Origin of the sequence: Carboxylicivirga sediminis, assembly GCF_018156225.1 — a bacterium.
GTDB lineage: Bacteria > Bacteroidota > Bacteroidia > Bacteroidales > Marinilabiliaceae > Carboxylicivirga > Carboxylicivirga sediminis.
The window spans coordinates 1-15050 of sequence record NZ_JAGTAR010000060.1 but is presented as its reverse complement, the minus strand read 5'-3'; the positions used below and the strand labels follow the sequence as shown (position 1 = coordinate 15050).

Annotated in this window: 13 protein-coding genes; 5 read left to right on the top strand and 8 right to left on the bottom strand. The window is 41.1% G+C overall.

What is annotated here, in order from left to right:
* The 5 genes from KDU71_RS23450 to KDU71_RS22215 form a co-directional block, all read right to left on the bottom strand.
* Positions 1–205, bottom strand: a 205-nt coding sequence (locus KDU71_RS23450) for a phage integrase N-terminal SAM-like domain-containing protein (protein WP_212193330.1), incomplete at its 3' end; no start/stop codon positions are given.
* A 515-nt stretch (positions 206–720) separates the two neighbouring features.
* Positions 721–915: a hypothetical protein gene (locus KDU71_RS22230; protein WP_212193329.1), complete on the bottom strand. Its 195-nt coding sequence runs from the start codon at positions 913–915 to the stop codon at positions 721–723.
* Positions 916–3015, bottom strand: a complete 2100-nt coding sequence (gene recG, locus KDU71_RS22225; RefSeq protein ID WP_212193328.1) for an ATP-dependent DNA helicase RecG — start codon at positions 3013–3015, stop codon at positions 916–918.
* Positions 3016–3446: 431 nt separating this feature from the next.
* A complete protein-coding gene (locus KDU71_RS22220; RefSeq protein ID WP_212193327.1) occupies positions 3447–4424 on the bottom strand; it encodes an HAD family hydrolase in 978 nt (325 codons plus the stop codon).
* A gap of 225 nt (positions 4425–4649) precedes the next feature.
* A complete protein-coding gene (locus KDU71_RS22215) occupies positions 4650–6188 on the bottom strand; it encodes an arylsulfatase (RefSeq protein ID WP_212193326.1) in 1539 nt (512 codons plus the stop codon).
* A gap of 274 nt (positions 6189–6462) precedes the next feature.
* Between KDU71_RS22215 and KDU71_RS22210 the strand changes: the two genes are divergently transcribed.
* The gene (locus KDU71_RS22210; RefSeq protein WP_212193325.1) at positions 6463–7581 is read left to right on the top strand and encodes a hypothetical protein; all 1119 of its coding nucleotides are present in this window, start codon (positions 6463–6465) and stop codon (positions 7579–7581) included.
* Complete coding sequence (locus KDU71_RS22205) at positions 7582–8787, top strand: tetratricopeptide repeat protein (RefSeq protein ID WP_212193324.1); 1206 nt, start codon at positions 7582–7584, stop codon at positions 8785–8787.
* A 262-nt stretch (positions 8788–9049) separates the two neighbouring features.
* Here the strand turns inward: KDU71_RS22205 and KDU71_RS22200 are convergent, their stop codons facing one another.
* Positions 9050–10300 (bottom strand): hypothetical protein, encoded by a 1251-nt coding sequence (locus tag KDU71_RS22200; RefSeq protein WP_212193323.1) that lies wholly within the window; start codon positions 10298–10300, stop codon positions 9050–9052.
* A gap of 83 nt (positions 10301–10383) precedes the next feature.
* Entirely contained in the window at positions 10384–10818 is a 435-nt protein-coding gene (locus tag KDU71_RS22195; RefSeq protein WP_212193322.1) for an FKBP-type peptidyl-prolyl cis-trans isomerase, read from the bottom strand.
* An 88-nt stretch (positions 10819–10906) separates the two neighbouring features.
* On the opposite strand from KDU71_RS22195, the gene KDU71_RS22190 reads away from it, so the two are divergent.
* The 3 genes from KDU71_RS22190 (at position 10907) to KDU71_RS22180 (ending at position 12982) form a co-directional block, all read left to right on the top strand.
* Positions 10907–11695 carry an O-methyltransferase gene (locus tag KDU71_RS22190; protein ID WP_212193321.1) on the top strand — a complete coding sequence of 263 codons (789 nt, stop codon included), beginning with the start codon at positions 10907–10909 and terminating at the stop codon, positions 11693–11695.
* 133 nt (positions 11696–11828) lie between these two features.
* Positions 11829–12533: an ABC transporter ATP-binding protein gene (locus KDU71_RS22185; protein ID WP_212193320.1), complete on the top strand. Its 705-nt coding sequence runs from the start codon at positions 11829–11831 to the stop codon at positions 12531–12533.
* Positions 12534–12760: 227 nt separating this feature from the next.
* Positions 12761–12982 carry a DUF2795 domain-containing protein gene (locus tag KDU71_RS22180; RefSeq protein WP_143304314.1) on the top strand — a complete coding sequence of 74 codons (222 nt, stop codon included), beginning with the start codon at positions 12761–12763 and terminating at the stop codon, positions 12980–12982.
* Between the two features lie 38 nt (positions 12983–13020).
* Here KDU71_RS22180 and KDU71_RS22175 read toward each other — a convergent pair whose 3' ends face one another.
* Positions 13021–14616: an OstA-like protein gene (locus tag KDU71_RS22175; protein WP_212193319.1), complete on the bottom strand. Its 1596-nt coding sequence runs from the start codon at positions 14614–14616 to the stop codon at positions 13021–13023.
* Positions 14617–15050 lie beyond the last annotated feature (434 nt).

Sequence of the window (15050 nt, the reverse complement as noted above, 5' to 3'; positions counted from 1 at the left end):
GCTGGTTTTGTTGCGACGATGAGATATTATGCTCTTTAATAAGGCTTAGTATGTAAGCATTAATTCTTTCTTCGCTAATGGTATCTAATGGTTTGTCATTCATTGCATAAACAAAATCTTTAAAATAAGCTACATATGTTCTTTGGGTGCTCTCACTATAGCGCTTTTGTTCGAGCTTTTGGGCGTAGCCATGGGGTAGTTCAATTGTTTGACGATGAGTATATTTAGGTTTGACTTGTTATTTCTATAAATATTAGTAGATAAGCGAAATGTAAATAACCCATCAACCTCAGCGAGGTTGAATATATATTTAATCGGTTATGAATGAATTTAAATATTAAAAAGCGCTGGTATAATACAATTGTGTTTACAGTTCGTTGCTTAGTTTTTCGTCGTTTGTGGCATCGATAAAGCCAAAATAGTTATGTTATAATTATTCGTTGATATACTTGACACACTTTAATGAACAGCCTTTAATCGGCTAGCTGGGGATTCTACAAATACTTGCGCATGGCTACAGCAGCGTTTTGCAGCTTTGCAATAGCTTGCGCATGGCTGCAGCAGCGTTTTGCAGCTTTGTAATGGCTTGCGCATGGCTGCAGCAGCGTTTTGCAGGCTTGTAATGGCTTGCGCATGGCTACAGCGGCGTTTTGCATCTTTGTAATGACTTGCGCATGGCTGCAGTAACATAATGCAGAAATTTCTGCTAAACAAAAGATTCTACTGAACGCTCAATATGCTATCCAGCTGCTCTGTTCTGGGCTCTTTCAGCAGTATCGAACCATTGGTGCCTTGCGTCACCACCTGCAATTCATAATCGCCGGGGGCCAATGCAGCCACCATGTACTGGCTGCGTACTTCGGGCTGCGGTCTAACTACTGACCACTGACCACTGACCACAAACTGAATAACCAATTAACTAATCATGCTCCAGTTCATTTTTTCGCTGGCCAGCTTTTTGAGTTGTTTGTTCAGGATATAGTTTTCCTGTTTTTCGAGTAGGGGGTCGTTGCTTAATATGGCTTCGGCCACCTGGCGGGCAAATTGCAGAATCTGGCCATCGCGGCCCAGGTTGGCTATCTTCAGTGTAAAAGGCAGTCCTGATTGCTGGGTACCTTCCAAATCGCCCGGGCCACGCAGCTTAAGGTCGGCCTCGGCTATTTCAAAACCATCGGTTGAGCGGGTCATAATATCCATGCGCTTGCGCGTTTCGTCCGATAATTTGTAGCTGGTCATCAGTATGCAGAAGCTTTGCTCGGCACCACGTCCTACGCGCCCACGCAGCTGGTGTAACTGCGACAGGCCAAAGCGTTCGGCACTTTCAATCACCATTACCGAGGCGTTGGGCACGTTCACACCCACTTCAATCACGGTGGTCGACACCAGTATCTGTGAGCGGTTAGAAGCAAATTCCTGCATGGCCTCATCCTTTTCGGCAGGGCGCATTTTGCCATGCACCATGCTCACCTTATAATCGGGAAACACGCGCTGCATGTATTCATAGCCTTCGCCCAGGTTTTTAAAATCCATTTTTTCCGACTCCTCAATCAGCGGATACACCACATACACCTGGCGGCCCTTATCCAGCTCGCCCTTAATAAACTTATTAAGGTTGTTGCGGCGGTTATGAAAATAGTGGGCCGTTTCAATGGGTTTACGTCCCGGCGGCAGCTCATCTATTACCGACACCTCCAAATCGCCGTAGATGGTCATAGCCAGCGTACGCGGAATGGGCGTGGCCGTCATCACCAGCACATGGGGCGGTTGCGTGTTTTTGCGCCATAGCCTGGCCCGCTGCGCCACACCAAAGCGGTGTTGCTCATCCACCACTACCAGTCCCAGGTTGTTGAACACCACCTTATCTTCGAGCAGGGCATGTGTGCCAATCAGTATCTGTAGTTCACCCGATTGCAGGTCCTTATCAATCAGCTCGCGCTCCTTCTTTTTAGAGGAGCCGGTGAGCAGTGCTACCTTTATATTAAGGCCTTCCACCATCTGGCTGATGGTTTCAAAATGCTGGGTGGCCAGTATTTCGGTCGGGGCCATCAGGCAGGTCTGGAAGCGGTTGTCAAGCGCTATCAGCATCACCATCAGGGCTACCAGTGTTTTACCCGAGCCCACGTCGCCCTGCAGCAGGCGGTTCATTTGTTTGCCCGAGCCCATGTCGCGCCTTATCTCTTTAATAACACGTTTTTGAGCATTGGTGAGCTCAAAGGGTATTTTTTGCGCGTAAAACTCGTTGAGGTACTGGCCAACAGTTCCAAACAGGTGGCCTTTGATATTGCTGGTCCGCTGATTACGCTGACGCAGTATGTTCAGCTGTATGTAAAACAGTTCCTCAAACTTCAGCCTTAGTTGTGCTTTCTCCAGTAATTGCGGATTGGGCGGAAAATGAATGGCTTTAAGTGATTCGTGCAGATTCAGTAGCTTGTATTTTTCAAGGATGCTGGCTGGTAAAGTCTCCGATATTTTGCCCTGGAATGATAAAAATACATTCTGCTGCAGCTTACTGATGGCTTTCGAATTAAGAAAGCCCTTCTTCATCTTTTCAGTTGTGTTATAGAAAGCCTGCAGGGCCGATGAGATCTTTACCTGCGCTTCATTCACTTTCTCCAGCTCAGGATGAACAATGTTTATCTTGCCATTAAACGCTGAAGGTTTGCCAAACACAATGTATTCGGCTTCAGAGTTGATGGATTCCTTCACGTATTTATGCCCTTTAAACCAGATGAGCTCCAACACTCCTGTACCATCTGTAAATGTGGCCGTCATGCGACTTTGGCGCCCTGTTCCAACAGTACTAAGCGACGTAAAGCGTCCCTTCACCTGAATGTATGGCAGCTTGGTATTGACCTCGCGAATGGCATAGAATTGACTGCGGTCAACATACTTATAGGGAAAATAGTAGAGCAAATCCTCGTAGGATGCAACCTTAAGCTCCTGTTTTAAGAGCTCGGCCTTCTTCGGGCCCACGCCCGGCAGGTAATTGATATTTTGCATCGCTAAATCAGACATAGACGCAAAAATAATAATTTATGCCATTCGATTGTTGAACCTTGGTTAAGGTTTGGTTTATGGTGTTCCTGTGCTGTGGGTATGACGCGTGATTCTATGAGCTTTACCCAGGAAATTATTGAAAAACCTCTTCGGGATAGGGCGGGGGGGATAGACTTAATCGGCAATAGCCGATGATCTGAAAGGACAATATATCAATAGGGGTGTGTTCATAAACAAAGATATTTCTCGCAAAGGGTGCAAAATATAAAAAGCGCCAAGTACGCCAAGAACTGAAGAATTAACAATTCAAATTAGCGTGCCTGGCGTAAATCTTAGCGCTCTTTGCGTGAACTTACACCCTTCGGCATTCTCGTAAGTAGCCATGTACATCAGCCCTGAAGGGATTGATGATTCAATTATTTTATATTAATACCAGACGAGCTCAAGGGCTAATTGGGAAATATCTCTTTAAAATCATTTTTCATGCTCACTACATGCCAGCCTTTCGAATTGGCATCCTCAATAGCCTTTTCGGTACCGTGCATGTAGCTATATTCCCTAACTGCGTCATCATGATGCACTAATATAGCCATTGAAGGGCCATTGCCCGATAGTGTATACTCCATCATTTCGTAATCACCATCGCTATTGCCTGCTGCAAAAATTGGCTTTTTGCCTATATGCAGTTCAATATTGCTTGGTTTTACCTGCTTGTCATTGGCCGATTGAATGGTGCCTGTTCTAACCAGTCGAATACCCTGGTCATCTGAGATGTAGTTGAGCTTTACGCTACTGCCTATCACATTCTCAACCGGTATGTTGTAGATTTCCTGGGAGACGGTTCTGACAAAGGTAATTTCACCACCGGTAACGATATATACTTTAAATTGGTGTTTTTGCAGATAATGTACCAGTTCAACCATTGGCTTGAAAACCATTTCTTTAAAGGGACGTTCGAATTTTGAATGATGATTATAAGATAGGAAACGGTGGACAGATTCCCTGTATTTGGCTTCATCCTGACCATCGTGCAACGCAAACAGTTGTGTAATGAGCTCAAAGGTGTTGTAGTCTTTCATAATGGCCAGGTTACCTTCGGCCAGACCTTTGTATAGTTCGTTGGATAGCAATGAGGTGTCGCCCGCAACTTTTGTTTGAATGTTATTAATCTCGTATTCTAAAGGAATGTACAAAGGCTTTTCATTCCATAAGGTACCGTCATTATCAAATACAGCGATACGATCTTCAACAGGCACGTAGTCAATTGATGATGGTTCGCTTACTTTTTCTACAAATGAAAGCACCTGCTCTTTAACCGGTGTATTACTCCAGGATGGCAGTGCTTTGGATGTATTGTAATTGTGATTTGCCGAATTGTTGCAGGCCAGTAGGAATGTAAGACTGAATAAAAATAGTGAAATACGCATACTGGTTAATGTTTAGGGAGTGATGATACAGAGTGCAGCGAACTGCACTCTGTATGAATTGATATTTATTTACTCTTATTGTGCATTAGGGTGCGCCGTTAATGCGATGCCCAATATCAGTATTGTGCTCAGTAATAGTAATTTTCTCATTGGCTTAATATTAATTTATTCGTAAAGAACCAAAGAGAGGTTGTATCGGTTGACTCTCTTTGGTTCTTGAGGTTGTTAATTATTAGTTGGAGCAACCATTTTTTCCATTACATCACTTAAGCTGAAGCTGGCGGCTTTTTGACGCGGCGGGTAGTCTTTAAATGTGCCCAGGAAATTGCCCACATAGGCTTGCGCCGGCACAAGCATAAATGCATGATCCAATAACCAGTCGTAATAAGTGTTTGAGGTTAATGGAGCCTGCTCATATGGGTCGCGCCTTAGGTTAAAAATTAATGGTAATCGCAATTCTACAAACGGCTCGGCCCAAACCCCAAGTGTTCCATATTTGCGCTGTTCCATAAATACCAGCTTCCAGTCCTTGTAGCGAAATGCTGTCAGGTCGCCATCATCCGAGAAGTAGAATATTTCTTCACGCGGTCCAGTCTCGGCTTTGCCTGTTAGGTATGGTAAAAAGTTATAACCATCTAAATGAACCTTATAGGTCATGTCACCCACTTTTTTGCCTTTTAGTAATTCGCTTTTCACATTTTCGTTGCCAGCTACAGCCAAAAATGTAGGTAACCAGTCCATGTGATGCATAATGTCATTGGATACCGAACCGGCTTCAATGTTCTTTGGCCAACGCACCATTGCCGGTACACGCCATCCGCCTTCCCAGTTTGTGTTTTTCTCTCCGCGGAACGGACTTACCGCTGCATCGGGCCATGAGTTTTTGTGAGGGCCATTATCGGTACTGTAGAATACTAATGTTTCATCAGCAATACCAAGCTCGTCTAGCACCGCCAATAACTCACCCACATGCATGTCATGTTCAATCATGCCAATGGCATATTCATCCAGGCCTTTGTATTTAGGATCATTCATAAGTTCATCCTTAACATGGGTGCGGAAGTGCATGCGCGTACCGTTCCACCATACAAACCAAGGAGTTCCCGCTTTTTCCATGCGCTTAATAAAATCAACAGCTGCAGCTACCGTCTCATCATCGATGGTTTCCATTCTTTTCTTGGTTAGTGGGCCTGTGTCTTTTATTGGCCCGTCGGCAGATGACTTAATAACACCTCGAGGTCCAAATTTTTGTCTGAACTCAGGGTTTTGCGGATAATCAGGTAACTCTGGTTCCTCCTCGGCATTCAGGTGGTAGAGATTGCCTAAAAACTCGTCGAATCCATGTTGAGTAGGGAGATGCTCATCTTTATCGCCCAAATGGTTTTTACCAAACTGACCCGTGGCATAGCCAAGCGGTTTTAATAAACCTGCAATGGTTGGATCTTCCTTTTGCATTCCCAGCTCGGCACCTGGCAAACCAACTTTACTTAAGCCTGTTCTGAAAACACTTTGTCCCATTATGAAACTGGAGCGTCCGGCAGTACAGCTTTGTTCACCGTAATAGTCAGTGAAAATCATACCTTCATCGGCAATACGATCGATATTAGGAGTTCTGTAGCCAACCAGTCCGTTTGTGTAAGCACTGATGTTGGATTGGCCAATGTCATCACCCCATATTACCAATATGTTGGGCTTTTTGTTTTTTTGTGCATTTAATGCTAGGCTCAGCATTAATATGGCACTGATAAATAATAGTTTTCTCATAAAAAATTAAATTAAATATTAAGTTATTGAGATTTTCATATTACAGTTGAAGTTGTCAGGTAATAAATGTGTAATGTTTATGGAAGAGCTCTTAAGACGTTACGACAATTCAAGTTCATTTAAATTCAATTAAATAGCAATAGGGCTTTGGATAATTACTAGCAATTTAAGTTTGATTGTGACAAGGATTGTCGTATTTTAATCCTTCCATCATCTGATTTATATAAACAGTCTTATATGCTAAATTGTTCGAGTAAGATTAAACCAGATTCGTATGAAAAGGATTGTATTTTTATTGTTAAGCTTCATTTTGTTTATAGGAGCTGATGCTCAGATTTATAGTGATAAAGTTGTCGGGAAAAATAGTGCTCAGGAACTCGACAGTCTATCAGTTGCCGAATATCCGTACTTACTGCCCATATGGGGCGAGAAGGTAACACAACTGGGGTTCGATCTGCCATACTCTGCTGGTGTAAGTGTTCAATATGTGTGGCAAGAGTCGGATTTATTAATCGATAATCTTCAGGTTGGTTTTAATAATGGTAATCTGTTTGCATTGGATGAAATTGTGCGCTTTAAGAATGCAACAGCCATAACCAACGGTGTTAATGTACGTCCTGATTTTTGGCTTTTCCCATTCCTAAATATCTATGGAATCTTTGCTAAGTCAGAGAATCAGACAGCCGTCGATTTTGGCGTATACGCACCTGGTAGTTTCGAGGTTGTTGATGGAACCCTCAACTGGGAATGGGAGAGTGTGATGGAGGCAGGCACAACAGCTCGCTTTGATGCTACCAGTATTGGATTTGGCGTAACGCCAACCATTGGTGTTGGTGGTGGTTTCATGGCTTTTGATATGAATTTTACCTGGACTGACATACCGGAGCTTGATAAGCCTGCAAAAATTTTTATTTTTGGTCCACGCCTGGGCAAAACATTCCAGTTTAAGAGGCCGCAGCAAAACATTGCTTTGTGGGTTGGTGGATTTCGAGTAAAGATGAATTCAGGTACGAGCGGTTCTTTATTGGTTAATGATTTAATACCCGGCTTCGACGAACTTGTTACATCAGGTTTGGAGAAGGTGGATCAGCGTCAGCAGGAAGTGGATGAATGGTGGGATAGTTTGAGTGATATTCAGAAAAAGAGACCAGAGAATATTAGAAACTACACAACGTCAAAAGCTAAGCTTGGGGTAGCAGGTGCAGCACTGGATGCAGCTTCACGCGCAGAATCTGTTGAGTATAATTTGGATAAAAGACCAGAGAATATGTGGAATTTCATTGTAGGTTCGCAGTTTCAGTATAATAAAAACATGATGGTAAGAGCCGAAATGGGATTTCTTGGAGCAAGAACCCAACTAATTGTTGGCTTACAATATCGATTTGGACTATAAATGCAGCAACAGTTTAGAGTTATACTCATTACGTTAATTATTACTTCGTTCATTGGCATACCGTCAGTGCTCAAAGCACAGTCCAATATCGATTCACTGTTAGAGCAAGGGCAATACTTAACGGCTTTTGAACAGCTGAACGAGTGCAGTCAACTTTCCTCGGTTGATTGTATTCTGAAAAAGGTTGATCTGGCCCTCAACTATTACCTCAATAGTTACTACCACCGCGCGTTTTCATTTATAGACCTCAGGCCCGGAGAGGATTTGGAACAGTTGAGGAATGAAAAGGCATTTGGCGCTACCCCAATAGCCTTTCAAATAGATAGTACCTTGCTGGAGCTGCAAGAGAAATTTCCCGAGGATTCTCGTATTACAAAGGCTTTGGGTGATTTTTATAATCGGATTTATCAGGATTTTGGCGAGCGTTGGGGCCTGAGTGCTGAACAATTGCTCGAAAAAAGTAATAATTACTACCAGGAAGCATACAGTAATGGTGTGTATGATTATTATAGCTTATATGTTCTTGGGTATTACCAATCCTTGTTTCAAAACTACTTTGAAGCTCAAAATTGGTTTTTGCGTTCGTTAAAATTAAGGCCGAATGAACCACTTACTAACTACAGTCTGGCTGTAACCTACTTGTTTGATGGATTGCCACAGAAAGGAGTTGAACATGCTACCCGTGCATTTCATTCATATAATGATTCATTGAACAAATCGGATGCAGCTCGTATTAGTGGGATTTTGCTGTTAAAAACCAATAGGACCCAGGAAGCCTTAAGCTTCTTTCAAAAAGCTGATAGCCTGCATGCTCATTATCGACCAACCTTATTATATTTAGTGGTGGCATCTTTGCAGCTTGGAAATGACAGCTTGATTATTGAAAATGGTTCCAAGGCTCTGAATAGTGATTTGTATGCTCCTCAGGTGGCCGAAGAACTAAATAGTTTGTTTACTAAAGAAGAAAAGCAAGCGCTTTTACATATAATATACAAACGGGCTCTGCAAGATAATGTCAATGATATGGAGGCATGTGGTAATATTCATTTTCATTACGGGAAGCTATTATTTACCGAAGGTCAAAAGCAAAAAGCTAAACGAATGATCAAAAAATCCCGTGAAAATTTCCACGTTATTTTCGATGATTCGCATCAGGTATTTGAGGCCATAGAGCAAACGCTAAGACATATGAAAGAGGCCCGGTAAGTCGCGAAGAGCCTGTTTTAGGTGCTAAAGAGTATGCGTATCATAAAAAATTAAGCTTTTTACACAAAAAAATACATTCGTGTTATTGAACTCTGAAATAAATTGATAGTTTTACAGCGGTTTAAAATTAACCAAAACCAATGTCATCATTGGGTTACCTACAACGGAAGGTAATTTTCGCAACTATAAAGCGATAATATCTGAGAGATGCAAAATAGAATTCGTAATTCTTAAATTTTCCACTACGCACTCTCAGATTTTTTTATTCATCAAATCCGGGTCTTATAAAATCTCTTGCCTCCGGAATAAATTCTTCTAAATCATTTCGTAGTTTCGCCAGGTGTTTGAGCATGCTCAATATGCTGTCTTCTTTGCGAGGTATAAATTGTAAAATGCCTTCCCAGGCGTGAATGCATTCGTCAATGGCTAGCAGTGCTACTTTTGCAGAACCATGCGCGTCAAAAATGTCGCATTCGGTTTTGTTTTCACCAATGCCCTTAACGGCCCGGCTAATTTTGGCAGGAATGAAAAGCTGAAACCATGTGATGGATTCAATATTGTCTTTGATGCCAGAATCAGCTTCGGCTACAATGCGGCTTTCCAGTTCCATTTGATTAGACTCCAGCCAGCGATTAATCTTTTCGGCATAAGATTCGGACTGTATTTCCAGCGCATGCTTGGGTAATCTAGACGTTTCTTCCTTGTCAATTTGCTCCAGAGCTTCGTCCACACTTATTCCTTTTTTTGATAGCTCTTCTTCAATTAATTCTGACGTAGCTCTGAATATGGCTGTTAGCTGTTGGTTGCTTGTTTCGTGGTCATTGCTGTGGGCATAATCCAATTCCTCGTGTAAAGCAAATGAACTGCACTTGTCGGTGAAGTTGCAATTATGACATCTGCCATCGCAGTAATTGTGAATGCCTACGATAAAATGGTCGCCTTTGGGTTGTTTCATCAGGGCTTTAAACCGATCTATCTCTTCGCGCAGATGAGCATCTTCTTCACGCTCCAAGTCGGGAGTTAATTTGGTGAAATCGACCTGACCCTTATGGAGGTGGTGGCTATTATCATTTTCACATTTAAAACTATGGCAAACCTGGCAATGGCCGGGGAAAGGACAGTGTTGTTCATCAAACTTACAGGTTTCTACCTGAACAATACCTTGCTGGCAGAATATGTGCTTGGAATCCCAATTGTCTATAATGAATTGATATTTAGCGATGTCGGTAACGTCTTCAGGAAACATAAACTCCCAATTATAAGCTCTTAAGAGCCTCTCAACCGCCTCTAATATAGTTGTTGTCTGAGCTGGTGTTAACTTTTCAGTCGCCGGAAAATTATATTTTTCAATACCAATTTTTTCCGAGATTTTTTCAGGTTTGCCTTGCAGAAATTCCTGAGCAAATAAATCATCTACTTCCTCCGCTTCAAAATCGTCGTGCTCACTTTTACGAGGCGATTTAGAAATAGCCTCATCAATCAGTTCAATTAATTGAGTAATATATGTATTCATGCAAAGTCTGGTCTTGACATTTAGTTCTAAACACTAAACAACCGCTTTTAAAAAGTGTTTAACGCAACTTGAAATCAATTGCCCTAGTCGACAATCTCCAGCAGTGCAACATCGAATATTGTGAGGGCATTAGGTCCTATTCTTCCACCAGAACCTTTTTTACCCCAACCCAACTCAGGTGGAATATAAAACTTGTAACGACTACCTACCGACATCATCTGAAGGCCTTCGGCGTATCCGGCAATGGTGTCATTCAGGCAAAACTCCAGTGGAGTTGCATCTTTGTAGGTGTCATCCAGTATTTTACCGCCCAGTAGCATGGCGCGTTGGTGTACTTTCACCTGCGAATCGGAGTCCGGTCTTTGCCCGGAGGTTTGCTTAATTATTTTATATTGCAGGCCTGAGCTTGTTTCATAAATACCTTCTTTGTGCTTGTTTTGAGCTAAAAAATCATCAGTCTTTTTTCGGTTCTGTCCGGCCGACCCACTATTTTGTTTTTTACCTTTGCCCTTTGCCATTTAATATTTAGTTTGGCACAAATATAAATGTCTTTTTACAGAGTCGCCTGTCTTAAAGGCCATTCATGTGAATGAAATCGTATAAGGAATGAATTTTTTTCAGATAAGGAGTTATATAAAGTATTGTCTTAAATCGAGGTATAGAAAAGGCTATGGGTTGCATAGTCCTTTTGTGTTTGAGTTGGTCCGTGATGTTTTTTATTGTAAGTACCCATTTTATGCCTTCGATGAGATTAAAGCGTTTAAGCGTCAATTACTGTATTCAAACGAAACATTTGAGATGGTCGATTATGGGGCTGGAAGTGTCAATTTTAAAGGCAAAACACGCAAGTTATCTTTGCTTGTCAATCGTTCTTCTATTGCATCAAAATACGGTGAATTACTTTTTAGATTAATCACTCATCTCAAGCCTGATAATATTCTTGAATTAGGTACATCTATTGGTATGAGCGCATCGTATTTTGCCTTGGCAGATAGAAGGAGGGAGGTAAATACCATAGAAGGTTGTTCAGTTACTGCTGGCTACGCTAAACGAACGTTCGATGCTTTAAAATGTGATAATGTTAATCAGTTTGTAGGTCAGTTTACTGATGTTTTGCCCGGACTGGTGGCAAAGCATGCTCAGCTCGATTTTGTTTTTTTTGATGGGCACCATGATAAGCAGGCCACACTCGACTACTTCAATTTGTGTCTTTTAAAAGCCGGTAATAACTCTGTATTTGTGTTTGATGATATTCATTGGTCAAAAGGCATGGAGGAGGCCTGGGAAATTATTTATAAACATCCCAAAGTAACTGTGTCCTTAGACTTATTCCAGGTTGGAATAGTGTTTTTCAGGCAAGAGTGCCAGAAGCAGCACTTTGTTGTGAAGTATTGAATCAACTTTAGATATAGTCTTGGAAGCGAATGACCCTTATTCAACGTTTTACTTTTTGTGGTTAAACAAATTCTGGGTTGAGGATTGATATGATGGCATATTAGTTATATTTGTGTGACTAAAGCTTAACTCTATGGATAATCAGGTTATTGAAATCAACGAGATTAAAAAATTCTATCAAGTAGGCACCGAAGTGGTGAAAGCACTTCAAGGTGTTTCTCTTTCCATTACTCAGGGTGAATACGTGGCAATTATGGGACCATCCGGTTCTGGTAAATCAACTTTAATGAACATTATCGGTGCTTTAGATACGCCAACAGGAGGACAATATGTGCTTAATGGTACTGATGTGAGTCGTTTAAGTGATGATTCATTGGCAGAAATTCGTAATAAGGAAATTGGTTTTGTTTTTCAAACATTTAACTTATTGCCCAGATATACTGCCCTCGAAAATGCCATGTTGCCACTTATATATGCAGGTGTTTCAAAGATTGATCGTCAAGAGCGAGGCAAAGAGGTAATGGAGAGTGTTGGGTTAAGTGACCGTATGCATCACCGTCCTAACGAAATGTCGGGCGGGCAACGTCAGCGTGTGGCCGTTGCAAGGGCCCTAATCAACCGACCTTCAATAATACTGGCCGATGAACCAACCGGAAACCTCGACTCCAAAACCTCGGTAGATATTATGCGTTTGTTTGATGAGATTCACAAACAAGGAAATACAATTATTTTGGTTACTCATGAAGAAGATATAGCTCAACATGCCCATCGAATTATACGCCTTAGAGATGGTTTAATAGAATCTGACTTAGTAAACGAACAGGTGGCTGCCTTTTAGCAAAGACTGAGGACTTTGACAACAGGATTTTACCCGTTTATTTATGATATTTATTGGCGATGGTTTGCTGGAGATTTTCATGCCGCTATAGAAGCTTTTCGTCAAACTATTCAAGCTTATTTGAATTTCGCGGCGATTGAAAGTTGGCGGATTGGATTTTTTTTTTATATTCGCAGATAAGTAAATAAAGAAATAACACAATTATATTAATGTTAAATTGAGTTGCTATGTATTGGACACTCGAATTAGCCTCTAAATTAGAAGATGCACCATGGCCGGCATCAAAGGACGAATTAATTGATTTTGCGATTCGTTCGGGAGCTCCGCTGGAGGTGATTGAAAATCTTCAGGAAATAGAGGATGAAGGAGAAGTTTTTGAAAGTATTGAGGATATCTGGCCAGATTATCCAAGTAAAGAAGATTTCTTCTTTAATGAAGATGAATATTAAGAGAGCAAGAGAGGGGCGATAGCCCCTTTTTTTAGTGCCTAATTCTCGGTATCTCCGAATTGATAATCATCGTACACCTTTGTGTATTCGTCCATCTTGGGCATCTCAACATGTTTAAAAATATCCAATTTATTTTTAGGCCTTATTTTTTCAAGCCAAATAAATCCCTGAAGTCTTACATCTTCTGCGGGTAATAGATAAGGAGGATTGAGATTACCAGCAGGCTCGGTTCTCAGCTTGATGCCTGTAATCTGCTTTTCACTCAGAAATATTGAAAGGTTGCTGCTTTCTGCTCGGTTAACACCTATCACAATATCTTCATCTTTAGGGTAATAAACAGTTTGTCCATTGCCGTCAACGTCAATACGGTATATCTCGTTATTCTTTATGTGTCCGACCATGTTGCGACCTTTAATCTGGTTAAAGAGCAAGCTGTCTCCTTCTGGTGAGATGATAAATGCCGAATTGATAAGCTCAGCTTTATAAAGCTCATTGTTGCGGCTAAAGAGCTTAATGGTTTGGGCAGTCATTTGATTTTCTTGCGCCCAGATAACAGGACTGTTGTAGAAGGTATTGGTCGAATCTCTGAAATCATATACCATAGAGTCGCAGCGTCCCTGCATGTCAGTTCTGAAAAACTTCACATTATAGTATGCCTTAACCAACTTACTTTCTTCTTGTGGTAATGGAATGGCTTGCAGGGTGTCGGCATGCAAAAACAAGGTATCGTTCTGGTAGATTTGTAACAATTGAGCTCTTTTAGTAGCCAGCGCATACTCTGATAATTCATTGTAATAGCCATAATCACCCGTGATAATTAGATTATTAGTGGTGTCATGGAGCTCAAAGTTGCTAAATGCTTCACCTAATCCTTTCTGTCGATCGTAATATATAGTATCTCCTTTCAATAAGTTTTCGCTGCCTTGCACATAGCTTTGGTTTTCACCTTTTAGCAAGTGTGCCTTATCATTCATGGTGTCGTAGTGACCATTCTCACTATAAATGAGGTTGTTGTCGCTATGGATAAACGTTGGTCCCAATATAGTAGCTACTTCTGTTACTGTATGGTATTTCAGGGTATCAGAAAAAATAGTATATCGAGGATTGTGCACCACTACTGAATCTTTAAAATGCACTTCGCTTACGTCGGGATAATAGTACCCCCAATCACTTATGAGTGTATTTTGTCCACTTAAAACTTCACCACCGTTAAAGTAATATCCAAAATTCTTAATACGATCATAGTCCAAAAACTCGGTCAGTACGGTTATGTCCTGTTTTTCAATTTTAACATTTTCTCTTACTCTGGCAATTCCTTCAACTGTGTTGTAGGTCAGTTTATCGCCAAATAGGTGGATAGAATCGTTCTGGATGATGTGGATATGATGGAACGCTTCTATAAAAGTAGAATCCTGGTAGTTATGGAGATAGGCACTATCACAGTGCATGATGGTGTTTTCATGCTTTAATTTAACATTACCCAATAGAAGTTGGACATTTGGTCCGAGGTTGGCGCGCTGTTCCCCTGTGTTGGCATGAAGAATCTCAACTTTTGCTTTAGTTTGAGCAGATAATGTTTGGTTAATGCTAACAATAGATAATATAAGTAGTGTAAGTGTTATTCTTAGGTGCATTGTGTATCTTTCTAATAGTATAACTAAGTGCAAAGTTGCTAAAAAATCCGTTTTAATTAAAAATAAGAGTCAATATCCATAGAACTAATCTTGATGTTGTATTAGTTAACTACTTTAAGACCAATATCTGGTTCTGTTCACGTATGTGCTTTATATCATTACGATGAATTTTAGTTCTGCATGGCAATGATGATGCCTGGTTATGAGGTTGTGCTCTTGCCATAAAAGGATGGTGAAACGTATTTTTGTAAGTGTTTTCCTTTTTTCTCAAAAAAAATCTCCCTCTCCAACACCCACCCATTCAGCCTCTAAGCTATCAATGCCTCACGTGTGTCATCCTTTTTCTTGATTTTCCATTTGGATAATAAAAAAATCCTGTGTTATTTTGCACCCGCTTTTGAGAACAACGGTTGTCATGAAAAGCAGGATTGATA